21 protein-coding genes, 1 tRNA gene and 1 pseudogene are annotated in these 26,649 nt (G+C 51.4%); 15 read left to right on the top strand and 8 right to left on the bottom strand.

Features of this window, described 5'->3' with window-relative positions:
* Window positions 1–93: 93 nt before the first annotated feature.
* The 6 genes from BUF15_RS20705 to BUF15_RS20680 form a co-directional block, all read right to left on the bottom strand.
* The gene (locus BUF15_RS20705) at window positions 94–1,434 is read right to left on the bottom strand and encodes a DUF6538 domain-containing protein (RefSeq protein ID WP_073615627.1); all 1,341 of its coding nucleotides are present in this window, start codon (window positions 1,432–1,434) and stop codon (window positions 94–96) included.
* A 199-nt stretch (window positions 1,435–1,633) separates the two neighbouring features.
* Window positions 1,634–1,709: transfer RNA gene (locus BUF15_RS20700), tRNA-Phe, on the bottom strand.
* A gap of 86 nt (window positions 1,710–1,795) precedes the next feature.
* The gene (locus BUF15_RS20695) at window positions 1,796–2,563 is read right to left on the bottom strand and encodes a hypothetical protein (protein ID WP_073615626.1); all 768 of its coding nucleotides are present in this window, start codon (window positions 2,561–2,563) and stop codon (window positions 1,796–1,798) included.
* Between the two features lie 161 nt (window positions 2,564–2,724).
* The gene (gene nadC, locus BUF15_RS20690; RefSeq protein ID WP_073615625.1) at window positions 2,725–3,561 is read right to left on the bottom strand and encodes a carboxylating nicotinate-nucleotide diphosphorylase; all 837 of its coding nucleotides are present in this window, start codon (window positions 3,559–3,561) and stop codon (window positions 2,725–2,727) included.
* Between the two features lie 11 nt (window positions 3,562–3,572).
* Window positions 3,573–6,242: a valine--tRNA ligase gene (locus BUF15_RS20685; protein ID WP_073615624.1), complete on the bottom strand. Its 2,670-nt coding sequence runs from the start codon at window positions 6,240–6,242 to the stop codon at window positions 3,573–3,575.
* Between the two features lie 365 nt (window positions 6,243–6,607).
* A complete protein-coding gene (locus BUF15_RS20680; protein WP_073615623.1) occupies window positions 6,608–7,702 on the bottom strand; it encodes a deoxyguanosinetriphosphate triphosphohydrolase in 1,095 nt (364 codons plus the stop codon).
* Window positions 7,703–8,071: 369 nt separating this feature from the next.
* On the opposite strand from BUF15_RS20680, the gene BUF15_RS20675 reads away from it, so the two are divergent.
* The 6 genes from BUF15_RS20675 to BUF15_RS20650 all read left to right on the top strand — a co-directional run bounded on the left by BUF15_RS20675 (window position 8,072) and on the right by BUF15_RS20650 (window position 15,827).
* On the top strand, window positions 8,072–9,004 hold the full coding sequence (locus BUF15_RS20675) for a YceI family protein (protein ID WP_073615622.1): 933 nt from the start codon (window positions 8,072–8,074) through the stop codon (window positions 9,002–9,004).
* Between the two features lie 279 nt (window positions 9,005–9,283).
* Window positions 9,284–9,784 carry a thiol peroxidase gene (gene tpx / locus BUF15_RS20670; protein ID WP_073615621.1) on the top strand — a complete coding sequence of 167 codons (501 nt, stop codon included), beginning with the start codon at window positions 9,284–9,286 and terminating at the stop codon, window positions 9,782–9,784.
* A gap of 356 nt (window positions 9,785–10,140) precedes the next feature.
* Window positions 10,141–10,977, top strand: a complete 837-nt coding sequence (locus BUF15_RS20665; protein WP_143170807.1) for a substrate-binding periplasmic protein — start codon at window positions 10,141–10,143, stop codon at window positions 10,975–10,977.
* Window positions 10,974–13,118: a hybrid sensor histidine kinase/response regulator gene (locus BUF15_RS20660; RefSeq protein ID WP_073615619.1), complete on the top strand. Its 2,145-nt coding sequence runs from the start codon at window positions 10,974–10,976 to the stop codon at window positions 13,116–13,118. The genes BUF15_RS20665 and BUF15_RS20660 overlap by 4 nt, the downstream gene beginning before the upstream one ends.
* A gap of 123 nt (window positions 13,119–13,241) precedes the next feature.
* A complete protein-coding gene (locus BUF15_RS20655; protein WP_073615618.1) occupies window positions 13,242–14,264 on the top strand; it encodes a type I glyceraldehyde-3-phosphate dehydrogenase in 1,023 nt (340 codons plus the stop codon).
* A 36-nt stretch (window positions 14,265–14,300) separates the two neighbouring features.
* Entirely contained in the window at window positions 14,301–15,827 is a 1,527-nt protein-coding gene (locus BUF15_RS20650; RefSeq protein ID WP_073615617.1) for a sensor domain-containing diguanylate cyclase, read from the top strand.
* A 47-nt stretch (window positions 15,828–15,874) separates the two neighbouring features.
* On the opposite strand, the gene BUF15_RS20645 is transcribed toward BUF15_RS20650, so the two are convergent.
* Window positions 15,875–17,080 carry an EAL and HDOD domain-containing protein gene (locus BUF15_RS20645; protein ID WP_073615616.1) on the bottom strand — a complete coding sequence of 402 codons (1,206 nt, stop codon included), beginning with the start codon at window positions 17,078–17,080 and terminating at the stop codon, window positions 15,875–15,877.
* 316 nt (window positions 17,081–17,396) lie between these two features.
* Here BUF15_RS20645 and BUF15_RS20640 point away from each other — a divergent pair, with 316 nt between their 5' ends.
* The 6 genes and pseudogenes from BUF15_RS20640 to BUF15_RS20615 form a co-directional block, all read left to right on the top strand.
* Window positions 17,397–18,545 carry a glycosyltransferase family 4 protein gene (locus BUF15_RS20640; protein ID WP_073615615.1) on the top strand — a complete coding sequence of 383 codons (1,149 nt, stop codon included), beginning with the start codon at window positions 17,397–17,399 and terminating at the stop codon, window positions 18,543–18,545.
* A gap of 215 nt (window positions 18,546–18,760) precedes the next feature.
* A complete protein-coding gene (tsaA, locus tag BUF15_RS20635) occupies window positions 18,761–19,228 on the top strand; it encodes a tRNA (N6-threonylcarbamoyladenosine(37)-N6)-methyltransferase TrmO (protein WP_073615614.1) in 468 nt (155 codons plus the stop codon).
* A gap of 165 nt (window positions 19,229–19,393) precedes the next feature.
* Complete coding sequence (locus tag BUF15_RS20630) at window positions 19,394–19,594, top strand: hypothetical protein (RefSeq protein ID WP_143170806.1); 201 nt, start codon at window positions 19,394–19,396, stop codon at window positions 19,592–19,594.
* 123 nt (window positions 19,595–19,717) lie between these two features.
* Window positions 19,718–19,894, top strand: a complete 177-nt coding sequence (locus tag BUF15_RS20625) for an ankyrin (protein ID WP_073615612.1) — start codon at window positions 19,718–19,720, stop codon at window positions 19,892–19,894.
* A 137-nt stretch (window positions 19,895–20,031) separates the two neighbouring features.
* The gene (locus tag BUF15_RS20620) at window positions 20,032–20,352 is read left to right on the top strand and encodes a hypothetical protein (RefSeq protein ID WP_073615611.1); all 321 of its coding nucleotides are present in this window, start codon (window positions 20,032–20,034) and stop codon (window positions 20,350–20,352) included.
* Window positions 20,353–20,412: 60 nt separating this feature from the next.
* A pseudogene (locus BUF15_RS20615) lies at window positions 20,413–20,973 on the top strand (DsbA family oxidoreductase); the annotation flags it as partial.
* Window positions 20,974–20,985: 12 nt separating this feature from the next.
* On the opposite strand, the gene BUF15_RS20610 reads toward BUF15_RS20615, so the two are convergent.
* The gene (locus tag BUF15_RS20610; protein ID WP_143170805.1) at window positions 20,986–21,447 is read right to left on the bottom strand and encodes a DUF1566 domain-containing protein; all 462 of its coding nucleotides are present in this window, start codon (window positions 21,445–21,447) and stop codon (window positions 20,986–20,988) included.
* Between the two features lie 205 nt (window positions 21,448–21,652).
* Here BUF15_RS20610 and BUF15_RS20605 point away from each other — a divergent pair, with 205 nt between their 5' ends.
* The 3 genes from BUF15_RS20605 to BUF15_RS20595 all read left to right on the top strand — a co-directional run bounded on the left by BUF15_RS20605 (window position 21,653) and on the right by BUF15_RS20595 (window position 26,609).
* Window positions 21,653–22,867 carry an HD domain-containing phosphohydrolase gene (locus tag BUF15_RS20605; RefSeq protein ID WP_073615608.1) on the top strand — a complete coding sequence of 405 codons (1,215 nt, stop codon included), beginning with the start codon at window positions 21,653–21,655 and terminating at the stop codon, window positions 22,865–22,867.
* 140 nt (window positions 22,868–23,007) lie between these two features.
* Window positions 23,008–24,804, top strand: a complete 1,797-nt coding sequence (locus BUF15_RS20600) for an ABC transporter ATP-binding protein (RefSeq protein ID WP_200802440.1) — start codon at window positions 23,008–23,010, stop codon at window positions 24,802–24,804.
* The gene (locus BUF15_RS20595) at window positions 24,801–26,609 is read left to right on the top strand and encodes an ABC transporter ATP-binding protein (RefSeq protein WP_073615606.1); all 1,809 of its coding nucleotides are present in this window, start codon (window positions 24,801–24,803) and stop codon (window positions 26,607–26,609) included. The genes BUF15_RS20600 and BUF15_RS20595 overlap by 4 nt, the downstream gene beginning before the upstream one ends.
* Window positions 26,610–26,649 lie beyond the last annotated feature (40 nt).

The raw sequence follows: 26,649 nt of genomic DNA, 5'->3' as shown, positions 1-26,649 counted from the left end.
GAAAAGCCACTCCCGTGTAGTGGCTTTTCTTGTCCAACAGTTATTAATCAAATACTTCTCAGAATATATTTGAAGAAACCTACCATGCATGTGCTATTTCTTGGTCATCCATGATGGTAGTTTAATAGTTCCATAATCGATGGCCTCTACAGCAGCTACAAGCGGTCTCAGGTCATTTTTCTTGGCATACCGGATATATGACTCACGCTCTCCACGCTGATGGCCAACCACGGCGGCGACATGTGCTTCAGGGATTCCGGCAGACCAAAGCTTCGAAATTACGGAGTGGCGAATGCCGTGGAAAGTCTGACCGCTCCCACTGATACCAAGCGAACGGCGAAATTTTGCAAAATCCTTGCTGACCTGGTGACCATACTTTCCACGGTACGGTTTGATGTCCGGAAAAAGTTTGACGCCCGTTTGTGACCTTGCATACTCGACTAATCCAGATTTCAACAACACCGGATGCACAGGTATTAATCGTCTGGCGTTCTTACTTTTCAGTCGCTTGTCACCACGGTTATTGACATCGATACACCAGATGCCATCACGGTTAATGATGTCGGCCGCATCGAGGGAGGCAACCTCAGATTGACGTAATCCACTAAAGCTGCTCAGAAATATGCACATAGAAAGAGACCTCTGGTCCTCAGGGAGATTTTCAAGAATCTTTTTAATCTCAGCATCAGACAATGCCAACCGTTCCTTGTCTGTAGGCGTTTTCTTTTTTATGACCGCATTACTGAAAGGATGGCTTGCTATCAATCCACTCTTTACGCACCAGTTTAAGAAGGTAGCGGTATCATTCAATCGGTGGTTGACACTGGTGATGCTCAAGCGTTGCTCAGGTGGGTATTCTCGCTTCAGGATGGCCGTTATTAATTGATCCTTATATCTGGCCCCATTGATTCGCTTAGGTATCCTCATGAGCACGTCGCGGTACTTCTGGCGATCCTCGACGGTGTAATGGCTGATTGGCTTATCGCCAACGATCTCCATGAATCGCAGGAGATTCTTCTCCAGACCAGACGCAATATCGTGACCTCGCTTGCTCGTCTCTTCCTTGACGTACAGCTCGATCAACCGGCTCATCGTGATCTGTTCTGGTTCCACCCGTGGGGGTGGATGAATGAGTGCGCTAGTGGTCGGTCCTGCGATCGTCTGTGGCAGCTGGAGCTGATCAAGGTTGCCGGACGTAGTATTACTGTCCAAGGCTGCCTGGAATAATCTAAGTCGTAACTCTGCAAAGTGTCGCTCGGCGGTGGTAACGTACTGTCGGCAGAGGCGGAATGCGGCCTTCCTGTCCTCGGTCTTGAGAGATTTCTTGAGTTCGGTGCGGCGAAGGATCGGCTGGAGGTCTTTTGGGACCTTCATGCGGAAATAATAAACCGGCTGCTTGCCATTGCTCTTAAAGCAGTATGACGGTACTCGCATCTTCTAGTCCTCCCGTGGGGGTGAGAGAAAATGCGGTAGGGGTACAAAGGAAGGTACAAGAGCATAAGGACTGGAAATCCGTGTGGCCCTGGTGAGAGATTCAAAAAGCCACCAGTGGGGTGCAAAGATAGTCTCTGGAGTACCTCCGAAAGCACAAAACCCGTTACAGAATTTCTGTAACGGGTTTTGTTGAATCGAATGGTGCCGGGACCAGGAATCGAACCAGGGACACACGGATTTTCAGTCCGTTGCTCTACCGACTGAGCTATCCCGGCACCGCGTTTAGCGCGTTTTGGAGAGGCTTATTTACACAGAATTTTGGAGGGTGTCAACAGGTTTTTCCCCTCTTTTTCTGGTCACCTCAGAATTTATCGTCATCGTCGAGTTTCAGGTCGCCCAGATCAAGCTCGAAGTCCAGGTCCTCGTCAAGATTGATCTTTCTTTTGGCTACTTTCTCCTGAGTAGCCGGAACTTCCTCTTCAATATCGAAGTCGAGATCTTTCAGAGACAGATCGGCAAGATCGACGCTCTTGGCCTCTTCCGCAATCGCTCCCAGTTCCTCATCGCCGAGGTTCAGATCGAGGTCAAGGTCCAGGTCGAGATCATCGTCGCTTCCAGTAAATGCATCTTCCTCCACTGCTTTCAGAACCGGGGGAGGTTCGAGGTCCGACATGTCGTTCAGTTCGTCCGGCAGCTCGATATTCATCGCTTTGGCAGGTGCAGTCTCATCCACATCGTCAAAATCGGCCAGGTCGGCATCCTCATCAAAATCGCCAAGTTGAAAAGCGATTTCCCCATCATCATCGCCCTCACCAGCCATACTGATCGCAACGTCTTCGTCCTCGTCCTCTATCTGGCTCTCATTGGTTTCTGCTTCATCTTCAATGAGTATATCCAGATCCGGATCACGGATTTCCTCATCGTCGAAAACGTCACCATCGTCGACGAAGGCCTCGTCCAGCTCAAACTCTTCGGCCTCAGGTTCTGTATTAAATTTCAGAAACGTTGGGGCCGCCACATTGAACACGGAGCCGTGCAGGTTTTCCGAAGTGCTCTGGATGTCTTTCTTACACTTCAGACAGGTTTCAAGATAGTCGAACGAAATAAATCCACATTTTGGACAACGCATGAGATCTTCCCTTTTCTGTTCTCGGTTCCTGAGATTATCGGCTCCGCCGGAAAAAAGTACCTGACAATAGAATTTCCTCCACTATCGCATACTTCCACGGCAATAATCAAGCAATATTATCAGTCAGATAAACAAGATCACCTTTCATCGCCCAAAACATGTCATTGGGACCAGTCCATCCCGATATCGCAGGAGGGAGCAGAATGGGTCAAAGCACCGACTGAAATGATGTCAACACCGGTCGCTGCAATTGCCGCAACCGTTGAAAGATTAACCCCGCCGGATGCCTCAACCAAGGCGCGTCCATTGATTTTCTGAACCGCTTTTGTCATGGTTTCACAGGACATATTATCGAGCATGATGATATCCACTCCGCAGGCAAGGCACTCATCCACCTGTTCGAGCGTGTCTGTTTCGACCTCAATCCTGATGGTGTGCGGAGCCTTGTGACGAACGCGCCGAACCGCCTCGGTAATCGAGCCGCAGGCCGCAATATGGTTATCTTTAATAAGAACGCCATCGGTAAGGTTGAAACGATGGTTTGAGCCCCCGCCGACCTGGACGGCGTATTTTTCCATCATCCGGAGTCCAGGCGTGGTTTTACGGGTATCGGTAATGCGTACCCTGGTACCGGCAACCGCCTCGACAAAGCGCGAAGTTATGGTGGCGATACCGGAGAGTCGCTGCACCAGATTCAAAGCCACCCGTTCGGCTTTCAACAGATCGACAACCGGCCCGCTCACTGTCATAAGGGTGTCACCGGGCTGAAGTAAACTTCCTTCGGCCACCGGGTCGATCACCTCTATTGCCTTGTTCTGCACCCAGAAGACCTCAGCGGCAATATTACCCACACCAGCCGCCACAAAAGGCTCACGGGCAACCAGGCGGGCACGCCCTATTTCACCAACCACAAAAATTGACTCGCTGGTCAGGTCGCCGCGTCCGATATCCTCGGCCAGAAAAGCTTTCAGCTGACGACGCAACAGATTTCGGTCCATTCTATTACCTCTCAGCCGATACTCTTCAGCCGCTGTTCTGCTTCGGCAATGGTCGCCAACTTGGCATCAAGCTCGTCTTTCTCCTCACGCACCTTGGCCACAACTGCTTCAGGAGCGTTCGCCAGAAACTTGTCGTTGCCCAGCTTACCGTTGATCTGCTTCAGCTTGCCCTCCACTTTTTTTCGTTCCCTGCCAAGCTTTTCCAACTCTGCGGCCACATCGATAAGCCCCATGAGCGGCACAAATATTTCAAGATCCTTAAAAATATAGGTGGCGGCGTCGTCCGGTTTTTCACCTTTTTCCTGCACGGTAAACGACTTCAATCTCGTCATATCGGAGATCGCCCTGGTGAAGCTACCGAGCAACTCGCGTTGCCCTGCATCCGGACAGTTGATAAAGGCGTCGATTTTATTGGAAGGATGCACTTCGGCTTCGCTTCTGATATTTCTAATGCCGGTAATAACCCCCATCAGTAGGTCCATCTGCGCCTCAACCTCTGGATTCTTCCAACCTTCCTGACGCTCGGGAAATTCTGTGGTCATCAGTGGCGAACGCTCTCCGGGTAAGGCACTCCAAATCTCTTCGGTCACAAACGGGGTGATAGGGTGAATCAGTTTGAGAACGGTTTCGAGCACGGTCAACAGTACTCCGCGCGCCTGATTTTTGGCGGTTGCATCGTCGCTGAACAGATCCGCTTTAATCCATTCCACATACCAGTCACAGAATTCGCCCCAGATAAACTGATAGTTAGAGGAAGCGACATCATTGAAATGGTACTCGTCAAGCCCGTTGCGTACAGCGTCAATGGTCGTTGCCGTCCGGCTTAAAATCCACTGGTGCACCAGCGGTAGCGATTTTGGATCGTTTACAACATCCTTGACCGATTCATCACCGTCACTGACATGCATCAGGGCGAAACGGGCGGCGTTCCAGATCTTGTTGATGAAGTGGCGATAGCCCTCGATCCGGTCTTCGTCGAGCTTGATCTCGCGGCCCTGCGCGGCAAAAGCGGTAAGGGTGAACCGCATGGCATCGGTTCCGTATTGCGCCATAACCTCCAACGGATCGATAACATTGCCGGTGGACTTGGACATCTTTTTGCCGTGCTTATCGCGCACCAGGGCATGCAGATAAACGTCTTTGAACGGCACCTCGTCCATGAAGTGGATACCCATCATCATCATGCGGGCAACCCAGAAAAAGAGAATATCAAAACTCGTGACCAGTACCGAAGTCGGATAAAAGGTCGCAAGTTCCTTGGTGTTCTCAGGCCAGCCCATTGTGGAAAAGGGCCAGAGCGCCGAGGAGAACCAGGTGTCAAGCACGTCGTTTTCCTGCACCAGTTTAGCCGAAGAACATTTCGGGCAGCTGGTCGGGTCAGTGGATTCGACAATCAAGGCCCCACACTCTTCACATGTCCAGGCAGGAATGCGGTGCCCCCACCAGATCTGACGGGAAATACACCAGTCGCGAATATTATCCATCCAACTGTAGAAGGTGTTATACCAGGTCTTCGGGTAGAGGTTAATACGCCCCTCTTTCACGGCCGCCACCGCCTTGTCAGCCAGCGGACGCACTGACACAAACCATTGCAGTGAGGTGGTCGGTTCAATGACGGTCTTGCAGCGATAGCAGAGACCAAGGGCATGGTCGTAATCTTCAATCTCCACCAGATAGCCCTGCTCTTTCAGGTCTTCGACGACTTTTCTGCGGGCGGCGAAGCGGTCGAGACCGGCATATTTTCCGGCCGCCTCGTTCATGACGCCTTTATCGTCCATAACCTTCAACAACGGCAGGCTGTGACGGATGCCGATTTCGTAGTCATCCCGATCGTGGGACGGGGTCACCTTCAGGGCACCGGTACCGAAATCTTTCTGGACATGATGGTCAAACACCACAGGGATTACCCTATCGGTGAGAGGCAACCGGATACCGATATCACCTAAGTGGGCATACCGTTCGTCATCTGGATGCACGGCCACCGCGGTATCACCCAGCATGGTCTCCGGCCTGGTCGTGGCAACAACGACAGAACCCGAACCGTCGGCATAGGGGTAACGGATATGATAGAGTTTACCCTTGGTATCCTCATGCTCAACCTCGTCATCGGCAAGCGCCGTATGACAACGCGGACACCAGTTGACGATATAGTCGCCTTTATAGATCAACCCTTCTTTATAAAGTCGGACAAAAACTTCGCGCACCGCAGAAGAAAGCCCCTCATCCATGGTGAACCGTTCGCGTTCCCAGTCGCAGGAGGCACCAAGCTTGCGCAGCTGGTTGATGATGGTACCGCCCTTCTCCTGACGCCACTCCCAGACCTTTTCGATAAAGGCATCACGACCCAGGTCATGACGGCCTTTGCCTTCGAGGGCCAGCTGCCGCTCGACGACGTTCTGGGTAGCAATTCCGGCGTGATCGGTGCCGGGAACCCAGAGGGTGTTGTCACCGCACATGCGGTGGTACCGCACCATAATATCCTGAAGGGTGTTGTTCAGGGCATGACCGACATGGAGAACGCCAGTCACGTTGGGCGGAGGTATGACAACAGAAAAAGAGGGTTTCCCCTCTTCCATCTTCGCCGAGAAACATTTCTCCTCCTCCCATTTCCGCAGCCATTTTTCCTCGACCTCGGAAAACTCATATCCCTTGCTCAACAGCTTCTCTTCGTTCTGTGCCATAATAGGTGCTGGTAATAATTGATGGTGGTTGATTATGTATAACCCGAAAGAACCGAAAAAACGGAAAGTGTGACAATCCGATTATTTCTCATGGTCCGCAAGGATTGGTTGGTTATTTCTCGTTTGCTGCTTTTGTCGGCTCTATGTTGAAGGCTTGTGACCGGCGATAAACACCTGACAAATGCGTGAACCCTTTAGTGATACAGGGGGCCGAACCATCCAGAAACTAACTATGAAACCCGTTAACTTCAACTGTTTTTCACCGGAGTTTCATGAAAAGCGGCTGGCTCCAGTTTATGGAAACCAGCCGCAGAAAAGTTTTGTATTTCATCAGGCGAAAACGAAGGGGCTTTCCTGACTCCAGCTCAGCGCACGCTCCACGGTTTTGGCAGAAATAAATGTTCATAGAGTCCCATGGCATAGCGATCAGTCATTCCCGCTATAAAATCACAAACTTGCCGGTGAGCAACCTTCTCATCCTTCCATGATTCAGGCCTGGATTCCTCTACCAGTTCCCGGCCACGCCGGCGTACCAGCCCATTCTCCAGAAAATATCCGTACAGATCGCGGATAATGCGCTGGGCCTTCTCAAATTCATTGTGTACCCGGTAATAGCGATAGACGTTTTTATAGAGAAAATGACGCAGATTGCCGATGGCCTCAAGCATACCGTCACTTATGTGCAGACAGCCGTCATCTGCCTGAAGAGTCTCGACGATAAGATCGCGTACCATTTTGCCGATACGCTGGGAATGGCGACTGCCAACCACGTTCTTTATATTATCAGGTAAATCACCATCTTTTAAGATTCCAGCCCGTAGAGCATCGTCGAGGTCATGATTGACATAGGCAATGATATCCGCCAACCGAACCACCTGGCCTTCAAGGGTCACCGCCAGTTCGCCTTTTGTGTCGGGAAGTATCTCAGAATTTCCTTTCGAATGGCGGATAATTCCGTTTCGCACTTCGAAGGTGAGATTCAGGCCTCGGCCGTCGTTTTCCAAACGGTCCACAACTCTAAGACTGTGGACATAATGGCGAAACCCACCTGGATGAAGCTCATTCAAGGTCGCCTCGCCGGCATGGCCAAAAGGTGTATGACCAAGATCATGGCCGAGGGCAATAGCCTCGGTGAGTGGCTCGTTCAAACACAACCCTGCAGCTATAGTCCTGGCAATTTGGGACACTTCCAGAACATGGGTGAGTCGCGTTCGATAATGGTCACCGGTGGGGGCAAGAAAAACCTGGGTCTTGTGCTTGAGACGACGAAAGGTCTTTGAATGGGTAATGCGGTCACGATCTTTTTGAAAGGTCAGCCGGATATCCTGGATATCCTCCTCCTCTTCATGCATGCGCCCCTGAGAGTTTTTGCTGAGGGCGGCATAGGGCGAAAGATAGGCCTCTTCACGATCCTCGAGCTGCTTTTTGATCGACTTACCGATAACAGGTACAAATCCCATGCTCTCTCTCTTTCAGATGACGGGTCGCCGCGATACATATCGGGAAATCTTTCGATATGCCCTCAAGGCCCAACCCGTTGAATAATACAGATATCACATGCGCCCGCTGCTGCTTCACTAATAGAATCAGCATGTTGTTTACACCCCTGACCACCGAAGTGCAAGCAGTAAACATCTTTTATCACCACGAAATGTCAACAAGTTAGCATAAAAACACCACATACACCGTTTGGTGGCTCCATAAACCCCGGTGAGGAAAATACAACAATCCACCCCCTTACCCTGTCTTTTTCCCGCAGCAGGAACTACTATTATTTCATCAGAACAGTATTCTCTCCCATCACTCACCCAAAAAGCGGGGAATCCTTTATGAAACATGCCCATTCTTTACATACAATTACCCCTGAGGAATTGCGGGCCAGACTCGATGCCGCTGAAAACCTTTTTCTCATTGATACCCTGCCTGCCGATCACTTCTACAAAGTGCACCTTCCCGGCGCCCGCAATGCCTGCGTTTTTGAGATGACCTTTATCGATCAGGTACATGCACTCTGCAGCGACAGCAGTTGCCCCATCGTGGTTTACGGAATTGGCAATAACTCGCTCGACTCCCGCACCGCCGCTGAGAAGCTCTCCATGGCCGGTTACTCCAATGTGACGCTCCTCGAGGGCGGACTGGAACGATGGAAACAGTCGGGATTGCCGCTGCATGGCACCGCGCCAAATACCCTTGAAGAGACTGACCGCCTATTGGCAGATGGAGAATATACTGTTATCACCGATGAAAGCATTATCGGCTGGACAGGCCGCAATTCCAACACCAGCCATTACGGAACGGTCGGCCTGGCCAACGGCCATCTGCATGTTGAGGATGGCACCATCCAAGGTAGTTTCACCGTGGATATGGAATCCATCGAAAACATCAATCTCGCCGGCAGCGACCTGCAAAAGGTGCTGATCTCCCACCTGAAGTCGGAAGATTTCTTTCTCACCGATGGCTTTCCAGCCGCTCGCTTCAATATCCGGGGTGGCAGATTCGCACGAGAGGCCGAGCCCACCAGGCCCAACTGTGAGCTCTCAGGAACTCTCGATTTACGTGGCATCCAGAATGATCTCAGCTTCAAGGCAACCCTCGTCAAATGGCTGGATGGCCGCCTGCATCTTACGGCCCACTTCGATCTGGATAGAACACTCTGGGGCATTACCTACGGTTCAAGCAGCTACTACCAGCACCTGGGCATGCACACTGTGTTTGATGGCATATCCATCGAGATGAAGATTGTGGCAGAACTGACAGAATAGACTACCGCACAACAGATTTACGCCCTTTATCATCTGCCGACTTTTTTACAGCAGATGGTTGACAGGTTATTTCTTGATAACAACTATTCTCAACAGTCGATCTTAGACAAGATACTGTGGACGCTCAAAAAAGCTTTCACCGATAAAAAATGCAGCACCCTTTCAATGACAGCAGGCTGAAACTACGGCAACATCATAGTGCGCCGCTATCCGGTTTCGGTCGAGCAAACAGTTATTCGGCATCAGGCCGGCCCCAATTCACATAAAAGGAGAAATGATATGGCATCAATCACCCTCAAAGGCAACAGCATAACCACCGTCGGCGATCTTCCGGCCACCGGAACGAAAGCTCCCGATTTCTCACTGATCAAAACCGATCTGTCGACCTGCACTCTCGCCGATTTTGCCGGAAAGAACGTGGTACTCAACATTTTCCCGAGCATCGACACCCCGGTCTGTGCGACCTCGGTCCGAAAATTCAACGAAGTCGCCGGCAGCAAAAAAGACACGGTTGTCCTCTGCATTTCCGCTGACCTGCCTTTTGCTCACACCCGTTTCTGCGAAACAGATGGTTTAAAAAATGTTGTCTCCTGCTCGGTTTTCAGAAGCGCCGACTTCGGTAATGATTACGGGGTGACCATCACCTCCGGCCCGATTGCCGGCCTGCTTTCCCGGGCAATCGTCATCATCGGCCCCGACGGCAATGTTAAATATACCGAGCAGGTTCCTGAAATCGCGCAGGAGCCTGATTACGACAAAGCCCTTGCCCAGCTTGGTTGAACTTCCACTACCATAGCACAGCCTCATTTACGCTTTCCGGGATACGCTTTCCCGGAAAGCGTATCCCACCGACATTTCTCCAATAACCATTCTGCACAGCTTGCTGCCTGTAAGCAAAAAAAATGGCACTGGTCTTTCAACCCGTTCCGTTGTATTGTGGGAATGGTAAATTAACGCCGTACTTTCAGTGTATTCGTTCATTTCACAGAGACAGCCGTTGCCAGGCAGTGTCTCACCCATGGGTAAAAGAACAGGCCCACCACGATGTGTATTAAGAACTGGCAGTTCTCACGCCAAAGGCAGGAGTAAAGCCGCTCATAAAACACTGATTCATTCAATTGCCGAATCGGAACGAAATGTTAGGAAGATTCCCGTCACGTACCATCATCATAATCTGCCTCCTGATCGCCATCGGCAGCCTGTTTCTGCGAAATATCGTATACATCGGTCATTCCAGAGTTTCTGGAACCCAGGTAGGGAAAGAGCAACAGGCAGGAAGTGCGCCCATTATTCTGGCCTACAATGAACGGCCTCCCTATTATATCACCAGCAACGACCATGTTCTCTCCGGCCTGATCGGTGAGATTGCTCTCTCAGCCTTTCGTCGTTCCGGACTCCCGTATACCTTGCAGAAAATGCCGCCCAAACGCCAGATGAACAATGTGGAGAACAACCATGAACGGCTCTGCGCACTGGGCTGGTTCAAAACTCCTGAACGCGAAGAGTTTGCCTCATTTTCCCTTCCCCTGTATCAGGATCTGCCAACGGTGGTTGTTACCCGTGCCGACATCACCTTTTCTCCGCCCGCCCTAACCCTTGCCGAACTGTTCAAACGGACCGATCTCACTCTTTTGGTCCAAAGCGGCTACTCCTATGGTCCATACGTTGATGAAGCATTACGACAGCACAATCCGGCCAGCGTAACAACCACCGGAAATGCAACCGAGATGCTGGAAATGATCGACTCTGGCAAGGCCGACTATTTTTTTGCCGCCACCGAAGAAGCAAACGAAGCCATTACTGCCAGCCGCAACCCAAACCATTTTCACCTTATCCTGCCCCGTGATATGCCACTGGGCAACCACCGCTACTTCATGTGCAGCAAACAGGTTACACCTGAGGAAATAGGGCAGCTCAATGCAGCAATCACCGCAGAAAACAACGCGAAGGGGAGAGTCCTCCCGGACCAATGAGACATTACACCGCAAAAAAGAACGCTATCACCATCGGTGTCTGCATGCTGTTCACCGTCTTCGTCTTTGCCAACGAGATTCAGACCCGCAACAAGGCGGAATCCCTTATACGGCAACATGCACTTATCGTCACCGACGCCGTCTGGAACGTCAATACTGAAGCCACAGCGGAATACCTGCGCCTTGCCACCGCTGCAAGCCGATACAGCAATCTCACAGTATACGAAAAAAACGGTGAAATTTTTCAGACCTTTGACACTGGTCCGGAATCCCGTCTCCAACAGTTTTTCCAGCGCCTCCGTCTGACTCCGGAAATACACCTCCGAAGCCCGATACTGAACCAGGGCATGGAAATCGGTGCTATCGAGGCCATCTATCACCCGCCGACTCTCTACATCGACTTTTACGTGATGGTCCTGCTGATGATGTTGACCGCCATGCTCCATATGTACCTGCGCAGCCTGCTTGACAAAACGGTACTCGAAAAACGGATCAGCTCCCGAACCAAGGAATTGGCCCAATCCAACCGTGTTCTGCTGAGAGAGGTACACCAGAAAAAGAAGACCTCGGCAATCCTCAGGAAAAGCGAGGAGGAATACCGGCAACTCTACCAGGAAGCAAAGAGTGCCGAAGAGGTGTACCGCTCTCTGATCAACTCCTCGGCCGATGCAATTCTCATCTGCGATCTCGATGCCCGGGTGAAAGACCTCAGTTCCGCCTTCACCACACTTTTGGGCTGGACGCTTGATGAACTGCAGGGCAACACAATTGATTTTTTCACTCCGGAGGAACAGGACGCTGCCAACAGGATATTTGACGATATCCGGGAAAATGGCGCATCCTACCAGGCCTATGAACTCCAGGTACTCACCAAGAAAGAGCAACTGATCGATATCAGCCTCTCCGGCTCGCGCTTTAACAATCATCAGGGGCACCCGATTGGTATGCTCTTCGTGATCCGCGACATCTCCTATCACAAAAAAATGGAGAAGCAGCTGCAGCGAGCAGAACGAATGGAAGCGGTGGGAACGCTCGCCGGCGGCATCGCCCACGACTTCAACAACCTGCTGATGGGTATCCAGGGCAATACCTCGCTGGCGCTCCTGGAAATTTCACCAGAAAACCCCGTGCGGGAAAAAATTGAAGCCATCGAAACCTACGTTCAGAACGGCCAGGAATTGACCGCCCGCCTGCTTGGTTTTGCCCGCGGCGGCAAATACGAGATCAAACCGACCGACCTGAACCGGTTGTTTTATGAAGAAACACAGCTTTTTGCCAGGACGCGAAAAGACATCTCCTTCACCGAGGAGTATCAGGAAATGTTATGGCCGGTGGAGGTAGATCGGGGCCAACTGAGACAGGTACTGCTCAATCTCTACGTCAATGCAGGCCAGGCGATGCCTGAAGGAGGCTCCATCAGGCTGGTCACGCAAAATGTCCACCTCGACGGCATATCCTGCGGCATCTACGAGATACCACCGGGCCGGTACGTGCAAACCCTGGTGACCGACTCCGGCCATGGCATGGATAAAGAGACTATGGCCCGCATCTTCGATCCCTTTTTCACCACCAAAGAAATTGGCAGGGGTACAGGGCTTGGACTCGCATCCGCCTATGGCATCGTCAAGAATCACAACGGCTATATCGACGTCTACAGTGAACCGGGCGAAGGCACCACCTTTACCATCTATCTGCCTGCTTCGGAAAAGGACGTTGAAGTTGACCGGATAGTTCCGGAATTACTTCAGCCCTTTCGGGGAGACGAGACCATACTCCTGGTAGATGACGAAGAGCTGATTCGACAAGTTGGCGAAAAGATGCTGGAAGCCATCGGCTACACTGTGGTTACGGCCGGATCCGGCAAAGAGGCCTGCGAGATCTACCGAAATGAGCCACACCGGTTCGGAGCGGTCATTCTCGACATGATCATGCCGGACATGGATGGCGGTGCGGTCTTTGAACAGCTAAAGGCGATCAACCCCCAGGTTCGGGTGATGCTGTCAAGCGGTTACGCCTTAAACGAAAAGGCCCAAGGCATCATGGCCCGGGGTTGCGCCGGCTTTTTGCAGAAACCGTTCAACATCATCAGGCTTTCAGCAAAACTGAAGGAAATAATACGACCTGAAGCGATTGAACAATAAAAAGCCTTGTAAACCCAAGCATCTTTTTATAATACCTATCGCATTAATCTTTCCAAGAAACACAAGACGTCTAACAGACGCCAAAGAAAATAATTTTTCTTCATCGTCTAAATATAGAGAATCATGAGCTATAGAGTTGCTATTAACGGGTACGGCCGTATAGGCCAGAGCGTTCTGCGAGCTATCTACACCGGTCCGCACCGCAAAGATTTCGAAGTAGTCGCTATCAACGAACTGGCCGACATCGAAACGTTAACCTACCTGACCCGTTACGATACAACCCATGGCCGCTTCCCAGTGCCGGTATCCTGCAGCGAGGATACGCTCTATATCAATGGTGACCGGATTCAGGTGCTGTGTGAAGAGTGCCCGGAAAACCTGCCCTGGCAAGCATTAGATATAGATCTGCTCTTTGAATGCTCTGGATCTTTCAATGACCGGACCACCGCCAATCTGCACCTTGCAAGCGGAGCAAAGCGCATCCTGCTTTCCCACCCGGCAAATCCCGATATGGATGCCACGGTGGTATACGGCGTCAACGACAACCAGCTCCGGGCTGAACATAAAATCGTTTCCAACGCCTCCTGCACCACCAATTGCATTGTGCCAGTACTAGATCTGCTGGACAAAGCCCTGGGACTCGATTTCGGCGTAATCACCACCGTCCATTCAGCCATGAACGACCAACCGGTGATCGACAGCTACCATAATACCAATCTACGTTTGACCCGTAGCGCACTCCACTCAATCATCCCTGTGGAAACCGGCTTGAACCGTGGCATCCAACGCATTCTCCCCCATCTGGGCGACCGGTTTCAATGCCTGCATCTGCGTGTACCCACCATTAACGTGTCGCTGATGGATCTCTCCGTCAATGTCAAAACGGATACAACCGCAGAACAGGTCAACAATATCATGAGGGAGGCAGCCGATGGCCATCTCCAAGGCTTGCTCGGTTATACTCAGGAGCCGCATGCATCGGTCGATTTCAACACCGATCCACACTCCGGCATCATCGATGCCACCCAGACCAGAGTCAGCGGCACCAAGCTGGTGAAACTGGTCTGCTGGTTCGACAACGAATGGGGATTTGCCAACCGGATGCTGGATGTCGGCTGCAAATGGCTTGTATTATCTGCCAAATAGACTGGTTTTGAAACCTATGGTACAAACGAGGCACAGATGATTACTCTCCAGGAATTTCTCGAAGAAAAGGTCAGGCTGCCATCGCCTAAAGCGATAGCGATCAGGATTCTTGAAGCGATCAGAAAAGATGAGGACTCATTTGCCGAGCTGGCCAATATCATCAAGTCCGATCCGGTTCTGACGGCACGGATTCTCAAGGTTGCCAACTCATCCTATTACGGAATGGTCGATCAGGTTTCTTCACCGGGCCAGGCCATCTCGGTCCTCGGTACAAAAGCCCTGAAAAATATCGCCCTCTCGTTTGTCATTTTCGACGCCGTGAAGGTTACCCAACAGGGAAGCTTCGACATCGACCTTTTCTGGCGCCGGGCCATAACCAGCGCTGTTGCCGCCGAAATAATGGCAGCAGAAGTGGGATTTCGCTCCGATGATATTTTTGTCACCGCCCTGCTCCAGGATTTCGGGGTACTGGTGCTCTTTCTCTCCTGCGGTGCAGCCTATACCGAGGTTTTTGACGCCAAACGGATCAGCGGCAGCAACCTGCAGGAGGAGGAAACGAAGCACCTGAGCTTCAATCACACCGAGGTCGGCTATCAGATCCTGAAATCCTGGAATCTGCCTGATACCATCTGTGAACCTATCAGGGATCACCACTCCCCGAAAAAACCGGGACAGACCAGCACTGCAGGCCTTGTCAACCTGGCCGACCGGATCGCCTCCATCTACCACGGTAAGGAGAGCAACCGCAGGTCGATTGAAGCGCGGATGCTGCTGAATGAACATTATGGCATCAACGATGAACACGCTTTGGAGCTTATCGACACCATCGGCATCAAGGCACGTGAAGCCATAGAATTGTTCGCCATTTCTCCCGGAGAGATGAAGCCCTTCTCCCAAATCATGCAGGAGGCGAACACCGAGCTGGCCCGCCTCAATTATTCTTATGAACAGCTGGTACTGGAGTTGACCCAGGCAAAACGAAACGCCGAACAGATGGCTGTCGAATTGAAAAAGGCCAATGACAGCCTGCGTGATCTGGCCCTGCGCGATGGCCTCACCGGCCTCTACAACCACCGGTATTTTCAGGACGCTCTCGCCAGCCAGCTGGAATCGTCAAAGCGTTACGGCCACATGGTGGCCCTGTTACTTATCGATATAGATTTTTTCAAGAAAATCAATGATACTCATGGACATCCCGTAGGTGACACCGTCCTGCAGGAGATCAGTACCCTCTTGGTGAAACTGGTCAGAAATTGCGATATCGTGGCCCGATACGGCGGTGAGGAATTCGCCGTCATCCTGCCGGAGACGGGCATTACCGGAGCAAAAGTCCTGGCCCACAGGGTGCGACGCGGAGTAGAGCAGCACCAGATCAAACATGGCGATATCCCTATTCCGATAACCATCAGCATTGGTGTCGCAAGCAGTGAGAGCTCCGGGGCCGAGATCTCCCGCTCCATGCTCATCACCCAATGCGATCAAGCCCTCTATGAGGCAAAACATAATGGCCGGAACCGGGTGGAGGTCGCCTCAGGGGAGATGAAGGAGAAATCCCTTGTCTGATCCGGACACACCTCCACGGTTGACGACCGAAGTGCTGGTTGGAACGGTTACTCAAATGAATCGGCCCAGGCGATGGCCTCAAGATAAAAGTCCGTCATCTTTTCTTCATTGAGGCCGATCTTTTTCAAAGCAAACCTGAAGGGTACCCAGTTTCCCTGTTCATAGGCCTCAACCAGGCGCAAAAACGGGTAGAGATCCCCCGATTTTTCGCTTAGGGCAGTGTTGATATTTGCAGACAAGGGCATCTTCTTCAATATGGTCGCGAGCGGTTGATCGAGCATGGCATCAATGAAAGAGAACAACCCCAACAGAAACATCTCGTTACTATCCTGTCGACACTCAATGGCGATCAGTTCCAACAGCCGCGCCCGGATAATTGAGGCACGCACAAGTTCTCCGGGTTTGTTCTCCGCCAACATGCTGGTAGCAATGAGCGACACGAACATGCGAAATCCCCGCTCACCGAGATAACTGATAGCCTGGGCGACAGAGGAGATCGTCTTTATCCGGCTAAAATGAGATGAGTTTATGTATTTCAGCAACTTATAGGTGATCGAGATATCCTGGGAAACAAGCTTTTCCAGGGCTTCGACATCAAACTCACTATCAGCGCTGTTGATCTCGGAAAGCAGTTGCAGCATGGTCAGTTGTGATGTCGACAAATCCCTGTTCTGCAAAACCTCCGGCTTTGCAAAGAAATACCCTTGGAAATATTCAAACCCAAGAGCCAGTGCCGCCTCAAACTCCTCGTAGGTTTCAATTTTTTCTGCCAGCAATTGGCAGTCGAACTGCTTGAGGGTTCCCACCATCTCTTTAATCTTCTCAGGCGAAGTGAGGCGAAAATCGATTTTAATGATATCACTTAAATGCAACAATTCATCGAACTGCCGGGAATAGACAAAATCATCCAAGGCAAGGCTGTATCCTTTTTCCTTGAGTAGCCGGCAGGCATTCACCACCGCAGAACCGGGTTCGACATCCTCCAATATTTCGACCATCAGTTTCTCAGGTGGAAAAAGTTGCGGGATGCCTTTGGCGATCAACTCTTCGGTAAAATTGATAAAAGCCAGTTTCCCTGCCGCGATTTCATCTATACCGACCGTGAAAAAGGTGGAAGAGAGCAGACTGGTGTTGGCGGTAGTCCCGTCAATATCGGGAAAAGCGTTGGTTGTTCCCGTTCGAAAAAGCAATTCGTAGGCATAAAGCTTTTTCCGCTTGTCAAATATCGGCTGTCTGGCGACAAATACATTCATCAGAGATAATCCAGTTAAAGATTGACTTGATACTTCTTTCGTATGAAATTTTACTTAAAAACCAACGACAATCAAATAGTTTTATGATATTCAACCCGCAGAGGCAGCACTCGATTCCACCTTTCCCTATCCTTTGCAAACGGCTGAATATCTGAGCAAATCACTGCCATTTACAGGTTTTCCCTTTCCTGGGTCCAGTTCGCCATGAGTGCAACTCCCCTCCCTTAATCCGTGCAATTTCGGGAACGAGTGTGCTACAATCCGCTTTCTATGAAAATATGGCACCTGGAAATTTCCCGACCACCGTACAGCATATATGAAAATACTTATTCTCGCCCCGCAGCCTTTCTATCTGGACTGCCGGATTTCTTTAGCATTGAAGACCCTTCTTGAAGCATTGGCGGCAGAAGGACATCAGCCGACCTGCATGCGTTATCCCCAGGGGAAAGATCTGGTTATCCCTGGCTGTCAGATGATGCAGGTCCGCAAATTGCCACTGCCAGGTTTCTCCTGGAAAAAACCGTTCTACAGCAGAACCATGGCAAAGATGACAGACAGGTTGCTGCAACATGAGAAATTTGACTTTCTCATCGCCTTCGCCGGTTGTGTCGGACTCACCCGTCGTCTCAGCAAGCGATACAACATCCCCTACCTGCTCTATCTTGACCACCCGATCAAGAACGGGACACCAGATCCTTCTTTCGTCACAACATTGAAGAAATGGTCTGTGAAACGGGCCATTACCCAGAGCCGTGGGGTCCTCGTCTCCGACGACCTCTTAGAAGACAAGGTCAGCCAGGCCTGTCCGTCAGCCGTAGTTCAGCGTCTTCCCAACGTTTCGCTTTATGACAACACGCCGAAAGCCGAAAAAACCCGGAAGAACACTCTCGCCAAGCCACGCGGAGCCCTGACGCTGATGTATTTGGGAGACCTTAGCCCCCAAAACGGTATCAACCTGCTGATTGATACGTTCTCCCTTGCCTGCCTGGAAAAGGAAAAACTCCGGCTGATTATTCTCGGCACTTCCACACACGATATTTCTTCATACAAGACTAGAGCCAGAAAACTTGGCGTAGCCGGCAAGATAAAGTTTGTCCAGACAAAACCCGGCTCCGACCTGCCCGTCTTTCTGGATCAGGCAGATATTCTCATCTTTCCCGCTACTGACGCCTCTATCCTGCCATACGAATTTGCAACCTGCCTCGATTCCGGCCGGCCAGTGATCGCCACCCGAATTTCCATGCACAACCGAGTGCTTGATGACTCTACGGCCATGCTGGTCAACCCCGTCGATTCGGATATGGCCGTAGCAATTCAACAACTCATCCGGGATAGTCATCTCAAAGCAAAACTTGCGGCCCAGGCAAAAGTAAAAGTCGTGGAGGAGTACAGCCGCACCACCTATCATCACCGACTCCGGTCATTTTTCCAGCGGGTGAGCCAACAGCTGATTGGTGCGAACTGACCGCCAGTCCATCCACAAAAACTGCTCCATCATATCCGGCATAGACGCCTGTCTACTGGCAAGACGACCTTGTCACTGCATGAAACTGTTATACAGTATGCACTGGTATTAGAGTTTTCTGCTGGTCATTGTCTATCCGGAACTCCTGCCCTATATCTTCTTCTCGGAGGGGTCCGGTCCCATTCCTCTTTCCTCACAACCCATTATATCCGAACATGCAAACAATCGGCATCATCCACACCCCGTTCACCAATCTTGAAGACATGCCCATCCAGCCGGCTGGAGCATCTGATATTCAAGGAGAGGTCGTTGTTCATGAAGAATTTGCTGAAGGACTTCGTGACCTCGAGGATTTCAGTCACATCTACCTTATTTATCAGTTTCATAAAGCGACGCGCACCGAACTGACCGTCGTCCCATTTATGGACACCGTCAGCCGTGGTGTTTATGCCACCCGCTCACCGCTCAGGCCCAACCATATTGGCATCTCCATCGTCAACCTTGTTTCCGTTAAAGGCAATACTGTGAATGTGCGAGGCATTGACATTCTCGATGGAACTCCTCTTCTTGATATAAAACCCTTTATTGCCGCTTTTGATCAGGTCGCCGAAAGTCGGGATGGCTGGATGACTGCCACCTCCGCTGAAGTTGCACGCAAACGTTCAGACACCCGTTTTGTCTGAAATTGTCTCTTCCAGAACTTTTTTTGAGATATAAGAACAGACCACTATCATGAGAATAGTTATCATTTACAGAAAAATATTCACTAGCAGTTGACAGATCACTTCAGAGGAACAACGTTTAGAACATAGGAATTGGTGTATCCGGGCAAAGACGAAAACAACAGTATGGAAAACAAACGCGTGACAAACATTATGGACAAGAAAGAAAAACCTGACCCGGAACGGGTTGCCATTCTCCGCTCACTGCCTCTTGAGGTCAAGCAACAGATTAGCGGAGAGGAAGCGGAAGCGTTTATGTACAACCGGGAACTTCCCGATTCGCTGCTTGAAAAATTAAAAGATTATATCGTACGTGAAGAAGAGTAGCTTCTGTTTGTAGCGTGCTGAATTACCGACCGATCCGGTAGAAGGGGATAGTTCTGTGATTCACTCGATTTGGCCCCACCAAAAGCAAAAGACAGCGGACAAACCCGTAAAAAGGAGAGAGTTATGTCAGAACAAGGAAAAAAAGTATGCCCGACCTGTCAGGGAAAAAAAATCATCGAAGGCGTTTGTGAGGTAAGTTCCGAATGGCGGGGTAGCCAGAACGACGATATTCTCGACGATATGCAATGTACCCCGGATGAGAAATGCCCGACCTGCGAGGGTAAGGGCTACGAAGAATAAAAAAATCGTTTCATCGCAGCCGGCTGCAGGATGATTCCTGCAGCCGGCTTTTTTATTTATTATTCTGAACAAGATCAGCTTAAGAATGTGGACAAGATCTACTTCATAACTTTAACAACATTCATGAAGAGTATTTCATGCGCCTGAGTTTGTTGCGACTCTATTGGATACGTATTTTCGGCGCACTTTTTGCACTGATTTTTGCAGTTTTCTACCTGATGGGTTTGGAAGGACTATCGGTGGCTTGCTTTGGCATGATGGCGTTGGCCATTACCATACTCACCATCCGGATTCGCAACAATACCCTCCCCGCCAGCTGTGATCTCTGTGGCGCTCCATCTACCATCACCGCCGAATATGATGCAGGCTTTGCCAACGCCCGTCTGATTCTCAATTGCCGTCGCTGCGGACGCGTTATCAATGGCCGCCCCGGCAGCATGAAACCGCAAAAGGAGTAAACCATGACTCAGGTTCCCGTCCTTAACATATTTTCCGACTATATCTGACCCTGGTGTTACTTCATTACCGGGGGTATTGAACAATTGCAGTCAGCCTATCAAATCGATATTCGCTGGCGTGCCTTTCCACTCCATCCCGACACACCGGACGAAGGCATGCTGCTGACAGATCTCTTTCGGGCGGACGCCTCGCGGATAGAACAGATAGTAGCAGGATTGCAGGCGAATGCCGACCAGCTTGGCCTTCCCTTTGGCCCACGCAGCAGGACCTATAATTCTCGACTCGCTCAGGAACTAGGGTTGTGGGCAGAAGAAAAAGGATGCGGTCACAGTTTTCATATGGCCGCATTTCACGCCTATTTTGCCGATGGCAAAAACCTGGCGCAAGAACCGGTACTTCTGGATCTGGCTAAAACTGCTGGACTCTCACCAGACGAAGCCAAAACAGTGCTCGCCAGCCGCTCGTATCGTGAACAGGTTGACCGGGACTGGCAGGAAGCATACCGGCTGCAGATTACCGCCGTCCCAACCTTCGTGCTGGGGGACAGTCGCCTGGTCGGTGCCCAGAGTTATGCAGCGCTAGCCGGGCTGATGCTGCAACATGGGGTTAAAAAACAGTAGAGTGCCAGACGACTACGGGCGAACAGCCCGTACATGTCCCGATAGACCGGGATAATAGATGCGGGAAAGTCCACACTGATCGCCAGCCTCCCAGGAGCCGATCTGCGGCTGGCCATTATCACCCGCCAGCCAATAGGCACCCTCAAGCCGAATGCTGATATCTCCACTCTTATGCAGGTCAAACAACAGGATAAAATCATACAGTTCCTGCCGGGTGGGGAGCCGCCAGTCACTGAACTGACCACTGTTCAATTTCGCCAGATAACCTTCCACCTCGCCAAAATCGCGCATGCGTCGTGAACGTTGGGCCTGCCACATTTTGCCCCTGCCCTGTTCCTCTAATATGCCATTGCCCCGGTCAACCAGGGATGTTCCACCAGCCAGCAGACCTAAAGGGATCATCATTACCAAAACAAAAAGAACAGCGGCCCTTGCATAGACTGAAACTTTCAATACGCTCTTTAGCCGTTGCACAATTTCCTCTCCATCTTTGACCTCTTCGTGCCCACCATCAGGCTTCTATCCCTTGAAATGTGTGCATCAGTGGTTCTTTAACATGACAATCAGCACTCGGTGGAGTTTCCTTTTCACTTCAACAATATGTTATGCTACACTTAAAATGCCACCAACAATATGATCGAAACAATACCTCTATCAGCTCACATCGCCAGTGAATTTTATGAAAATTGACTTTGGACAGTTCATACACGCCCTCTCTGACACCATCGATCTCGTTGGAATAGATGAAATCCAACACGGTAAACGGGTCGGTTTTATGGCCCTTGAATGCGCCAAACTGATGGGTGCAGACCTGGCAGAACAGACCATGCTTTACCGTCTTGGACTACTCCATGACTGTGGGGTCTCCTCGACCCGGGTTCATAAAAAACTGGTTGACGAACTGGATTGGACCGAGTCACAACAACACTGCCTCATCGGCGCCGAGCGGGTGGAACGATTTGCACCACTGGCCCAGTTTGGGCCGGTGATCCGATATCATCATACACGTTGGGAAAAATTGAAATGGGAAAAACTTGACGATACGGTCAAGCAGCAGGCTAATCTCATTTTCCTGCTGGATCGGGTCGATGCCCTGGTTGCCATGTCCGGCAGCCACAACAGGCTTGCAGTCCGCGATACTATTTGCCAGAAAATATCACAGTTCAGAAATTTATATTTCCAGTCGGAACTGGTCGACGTTTTTCTGGCTGCCGCCGAAAAAGAAGCCTTCTGGATCACCCAGGAGCCCGAACATCTGCGCAGCTATCTTGAACTCAAATGCTCCGCACCCGCAGAGCTCTTTCTCGACACCGACCAGCTCGCCAAAATGGCCAGGATTTTCGCTGAGGTCGTCGATGCGAAAAGCCCCTACACTGCCGAGCACTGCTTTGGCGTCACACAGCTGTCGGGCCATCTTGCCCGCCGTGTCGAGCTCTCGCATGAGAATATCAGCAAAATGGAGGTAGCCGGTCTCCTTCACGATCTCGGCAAGCTCCAGGTTCCTGACAAAATCCTTGAATCCAAAGGCCGTCTCGAAGGTGAGAACCTTGCCATCATGCGACACCATTCATACGTTACCTATATGATATTGAGCCGGATCAAGGGACTCGAAGAAATCAGCCTCTGGGCAGCCAATCACCACGAGAAGCTCGACGGCAGCGGTTATCCTTTCCGACGAAATGGGCACGAGCTGTCCATTGAGTCACGCATCATCATGGTCGCCGACATTTTTCAGGCTCTCGCCCAGAACAGACCATACCGTAAGCCACTTCCAACCGACGTTATTGTCGGAATGCTGAAAGGCCAGGCAGAAAAAGGACAATTGGACAAAGAAATTGTATCTATCGTCGAATCAGAGCCTGAACTCTGCCACAGGATCGCCATCTGCAAATAATGTCGAAATACTGTCCCTCGGCAAGTAAATTCTACCCGATAGCAGTCGAACAGGTTGACTTAAGGTTGCGGCTGCCTTTATGATACGCCGCAAACAACGCGTCAGGAAATCGGTTCCCCCTCTTCGACCAAGCTCTGCCCGTGAAAGAAACGAACTCACCTTCTCATCATCCCGCCAATGCTCGTCTCAAAGAGCTTCTTGGTCTGGTGCGACATTCTTTTGTCACCCATCGATTGCGGCTGCTGCTCGGCTTTATCGCTCTGTTGGCTGTCGATTTTCTCCAGCTCATTATCCCCCGGATCATAAAGCACGGAGTAGATGGCCTGGCAAATGCCAATATCACCCAGATCGGTTTGATGAAACTCGGCGGTCTGATCCTCTCCATTGCCCTCGTCATCGCTGTGTTGCGTTTCGTCTGGCGCTATCTTATCATCGGATTTTCAAGGCTGCTGGAGCAGGCGGTCCGTAATCGTTTGTTTCGTCACATCCTGAAAATGGATGCTCAGTTTTTTGAGAAATACACCACTGGCGACCTGATGGCCCATTCCAGCAACGACCTCAATGCCGTACAGATGGCCTGCGGCATGGGGCTGGTGGCCGCTGTCGACGCCTTTGTGATGTCGACAGCCGCCATCGGTTTCATGGTTCATATCCATGGACAGCTCACCCTTATGGCCTTACTGCCAATGCCTTTTCTGGCCATCTTCACCCGTATCCTCTCCGGCAGGCTCCATCGTCGTTTCGCCACTGTGCAGGAACAGTTTTCGAGCATGACGGAGTTTGCCCGCTCAACCCTGATTTCCATCAGGCTGATCAAGGCCTATACCACCGAAAAATTCCAGACCGAGCGTTTCGGCAAGCTTGGCCGCGGATATGTGCAGAGCAATCTTCGGGTAGCGGTCATACAAGGGCTGATTTTTCCCATTGCCACCATGGTCGGCAACCTGGGCATGCTGCTGGTTCTCTGGTTCGGCGGGAAGCTGGTCATCGCAGGAACAATTTCCATTGGTGATTTCGTAGCCTTCATCACCTATCTCTACATGCTGGTATGGCCAATGATGGCCATCGGCTGGGTGACCAATCTGGTCCAGCGCGGTCTCACCTCACTGAACCGCATCCACACCCTGGTGACCTCGAAACCGGCCCTGCCCGAACTCGAAAACCATAATCTTGCCCCCATTGCCCACCCGACCTACAGCCTTCGCGAGCTGACATTTTTCTACCAGAACGAGACGCAACCGGCTCTCAACGACATCCGGCTCGAACTGGGACCAGGAATCCACGGCGTCACCGGCCGCACCGGCTGCGGCAAATCGACCTTGTGCCGCCTCCTGGCCCGTCTTTATCCGGTAATGGACGGACAGCTGTTTTTCGATAATACCGATGTTAACACGCTGCCGGTCGATTACATCAGGGCTCATCTCGGCTACGTAGGCCAGGAACCTATTCTCTTTTCCGACACCATTGCTGCCAATATCGCCCTCGGCAAACCGGATGCCACACAGGCAGAGATCGAAGCCGCCGCCCGCCACGCAGCCATCCACAACGATATCATAGAACTCTCTGACGGCTATGGTACCTTGATCGGAGAACGTGGAGTAAAACTTTCGGGCGGCCAGCGCCAACGATTGGCACTGGCCCGGGCCCTGGTCTGCGACCGCCCCCTGCTGATCATTGATGACGGATTGTCGGCAGTCGATGTGGCCACCGAGCACGAGGTGTTCAACGGCTTGCAACAGCGACTGGCTGGCAAAACGGTGATTATCGTCTCCAACCGGATCAAGTTACTCTCCATGACCGACAGGACCATTATTCTCGAAGAAGGCCGGATTGCCTATGACGGCCGCCACGACGAACTGCTCAAACAGAGTTCACTCTACCGTTCGATGTACGACAAACAGATGCGACAAACCCCAATTGCGGAGCCTGTACCATGATGAACTTCGGCTACGATGAGGGGGGCCACCGGGTCTCTATCGGTGATATGCGTATCTGGCGGCGTATCGCCCGCTACACCTTCAACCGCTGGGTCTCGTTCACCTTCGCTGTCCTGCTCTCGCTGGCAGTAACCGGTGCCACCCTGGCCCAGCCCTGGTTGATGCAGCAGGGTATCGACCGCTATATCACCGATATCAACCTTGATGCCACCGCCCGTCTCATCGGGCTTTCCACCACTGCACTCTGGTACTGCATCATGGTGATCGCCGTCTTTCTGCTCTCGTTTCTGCAGGTGGTGGTACTGGAATATGTGGGCCAGTGGATCATGCATTCGATCAGGCAGGACCTCTTTGCCCATATGCTGCGGCTCGATCTCAACATCTTCAACAGTAATCCCACCGGCCGGCTGGTAACCAGGCTCACCAACGATATCCAGAACATGTACGAGATGTTCTCATCAGTGATGGTCACCATGTTCAATGACCTGCTGCGCCTCATTGGTATCCTGATCGCTCTGTACCTGATGAATGTCCGCCTGGCGCTGGTTATGACTATCTTTGTACCGATATCGCTGGGCCTCACCATTCTCTTTGCCAGGCTGGCACGAGACAAATTCCGGGCTATCAGGAGCCAGCTGGTAAAAATCAACTCGTTTCTCTCTGAAGCGATCGCAGGCATCTCGATTCTGCAACTGTTCGGTCGTGAGAAACGATCCCGGGACGAATTCGAGGAACTGAGTGAAGGCTATTTGCAGCGGACACTCAGCCAGATCAAGCTGTTCGGCACCTTCATGCCCATCACTGAGTTTTTAGGCTCTGCAGCCATGGCCATGATCCTCTGGTACGGCGGCGGCGAGATACTGCGCGAGCGGCTGACCATCGGTGAACTGGTGGCATTTATCTCTTATATGAAGCTGTTTTTCCAACCGCTGAGAGAACTTAGCCAGAAATACTCCATCGTCCAATCCGCCATGGCCTCAGCCGAACGGATCTTCCAGCTACTGGACACAACAAGTGCAATTCACGAAGCCGAACAACCTGTTTCCACAGCTTCCCACCGGGGTGAGCTCGTTTTTGATAAAGTATGTTTTGGCTATGACCCGAAGAAACCGGTGATTAAAGACGTCTCACTACGTCTTCGGCCAGGCCGTACCGTCGCATTGGTCGGCACCACCGGCTCCGGCAAAACCACATTGGTCAACCTGCTGCTCAGGTTTTATGATCCACAAGAGGGGAAGATTTTGATCGATGATACCCCTATCACCAAGTTCAGTCTCAACCAGTTACGTAATATGGTAGGGGTGGTGTTGCAGGATGTACTCATCCTCCAGGACACCCTGTTGTCCAATATTGTAATGGACACGGGAAAAAGCAGAAGCGAAATCGAGCAAATACTTACCAATACCGGGATGCATCGCTTTGTCGACAAATTGCCACAAGGCCTCGACACCATGATAGGCGAAGGCGGCAAAGAACTTTCCACCGGTGAGAAGCAGCTCCTCTCCTTTGCCCGGGTCCTTTGCCGCGATCCGAAGATTCTGGTGCTGGACGAGGCCACCGCAGCCATCGACACCGAATCGGAAAACATCCTCGAATCAGCGCTGGCCGATGCTTTCACCGGCCGCACATCGCTGATCATCGCCCACCGCCTCTCCACTATCCGGAGGGCAGATCATATCGTTGTGATGGCCGGGGGGCGGATCATTGAGCAAGGCAACCATGAGGAACTCATCGCCGCGGACGGCCATTATGCTCAGCTGGTGGCCATGGATCTGCACAACGGCGCAACAACGGCCCCTGCCTGATCATCAACCTTGACAGTCTCGTGAAAATTCATGTTGACCG

The organism is Desulfopila aestuarii DSM 18488 (genome assembly GCF_900143695.1).
In the GTDB taxonomy this organism is placed as follows: Bacteria; Desulfobacterota; Desulfobulbia; order Desulfobulbales; family Desulfocapsaceae; genus Desulfopila; species Desulfopila aestuarii.
This window is presented reverse-complemented; position numbering and strand designations above follow the sequence as displayed.

What these genes read in the sequence shown, in the direction of transcription:
- BUF15_RS20650 (WP_073615617.1), top strand. Translation starts at nt 14,301, where the DNA reads ATGATTACTCTCCAGGAATTTCTCGAAGAAAAGGTCAGGCTGCCATCG.
- BUF15_RS20620 (WP_073615611.1), top strand. Translation starts at nt 20,032, where the DNA reads ATGCGCCTGAGTTTGTTGCGACTCTATTGGATACGTATTTTCGGCGCA.
- BUF15_RS20640 (WP_073615615.1), top strand. Translation starts at nt 17,397, where the DNA reads ATGAAAATACTTATTCTCGCCCCGCAGCCTTTCTATCTGGACTGCCGG.
- BUF15_RS20625 (WP_073615612.1), top strand. Translation starts at nt 19,718, where the DNA reads ATGTCAGAACAAGGAAAAAAAGTATGCCCGACCTGTCAGGGAAAAAAA.
- BUF15_RS20680 (WP_073615623.1), bottom strand. Translation starts at nt 7,702, where the DNA reads ATGGGATTTGTACCTGTTATCGGTAAGTCGATCAAAAAGCAGCTCGAG.
- BUF15_RS20660 (WP_073615619.1), top strand. Translation starts at nt 10,974, where the DNA reads ATGAGACATTACACCGCAAAAAAGAACGCTATCACCATCGGTGTCTGC.
- BUF15_RS20605 (WP_073615608.1), top strand. Translation starts at nt 21,653, where the DNA reads ATGAAAATTGACTTTGGACAGTTCATACACGCCCTCTCTGACACCATC.
- BUF15_RS20645 (WP_073615616.1), bottom strand. Translation starts at nt 17,080, where the DNA reads ATGAATGTATTTGTCGCCAGACAGCCGATATTTGACAAGCGGAAAAAG.
- BUF15_RS20675 (WP_073615622.1), top strand. Translation starts at nt 8,072, where the DNA reads ATGAAACATGCCCATTCTTTACATACAATTACCCCTGAGGAATTGCGG.
- nadC (WP_073615625.1), bottom strand. Translation starts at nt 3,561, where the DNA reads ATGGACCGAAATCTGTTGCGTCGTCAGCTGAAAGCTTTTCTGGCCGAG.
- tsaA (WP_073615614.1), top strand. Translation starts at nt 18,761, where the DNA reads ATGCAAACAATCGGCATCATCCACACCCCGTTCACCAATCTTGAAGAC.
- BUF15_RS20665 (WP_143170807.1), top strand. Translation starts at nt 10,141, where the DNA reads ATGTTAGGAAGATTCCCGTCACGTACCATCATCATAATCTGCCTCCTG.
- BUF15_RS20685 (WP_073615624.1), bottom strand. Translation starts at nt 6,242, where the DNA reads ATGGCACAGAACGAAGAGAAGCTGTTGAGCAAGGGATATGAGTTTTCC.
- BUF15_RS20695 (WP_073615626.1), bottom strand. Translation starts at nt 2,563, where the DNA reads ATGCGTTGTCCAAAATGTGGATTTATTTCGTTCGACTATCTTGAAACC.
- BUF15_RS20595 (WP_073615606.1), top strand. Translation starts at nt 24,801, where the DNA reads ATGATGAACTTCGGCTACGATGAGGGGGGCCACCGGGTCTCTATCGGT.
- BUF15_RS20655 (WP_073615618.1), top strand. Translation starts at nt 13,242, where the DNA reads ATGAGCTATAGAGTTGCTATTAACGGGTACGGCCGTATAGGCCAGAGC.
- BUF15_RS20630 (WP_143170806.1), top strand. Translation starts at nt 19,394, where the DNA reads ATGGAAAACAAACGCGTGACAAACATTATGGACAAGAAAGAAAAACCT.
- BUF15_RS20705 (WP_073615627.1), bottom strand. Translation starts at nt 1,434, where the DNA reads ATGCGAGTACCGTCATACTGCTTTAAGAGCAATGGCAAGCAGCCGGTT.
- tpx (WP_073615621.1), top strand. Translation starts at nt 9,284, where the DNA reads ATGGCATCAATCACCCTCAAAGGCAACAGCATAACCACCGTCGGCGAT.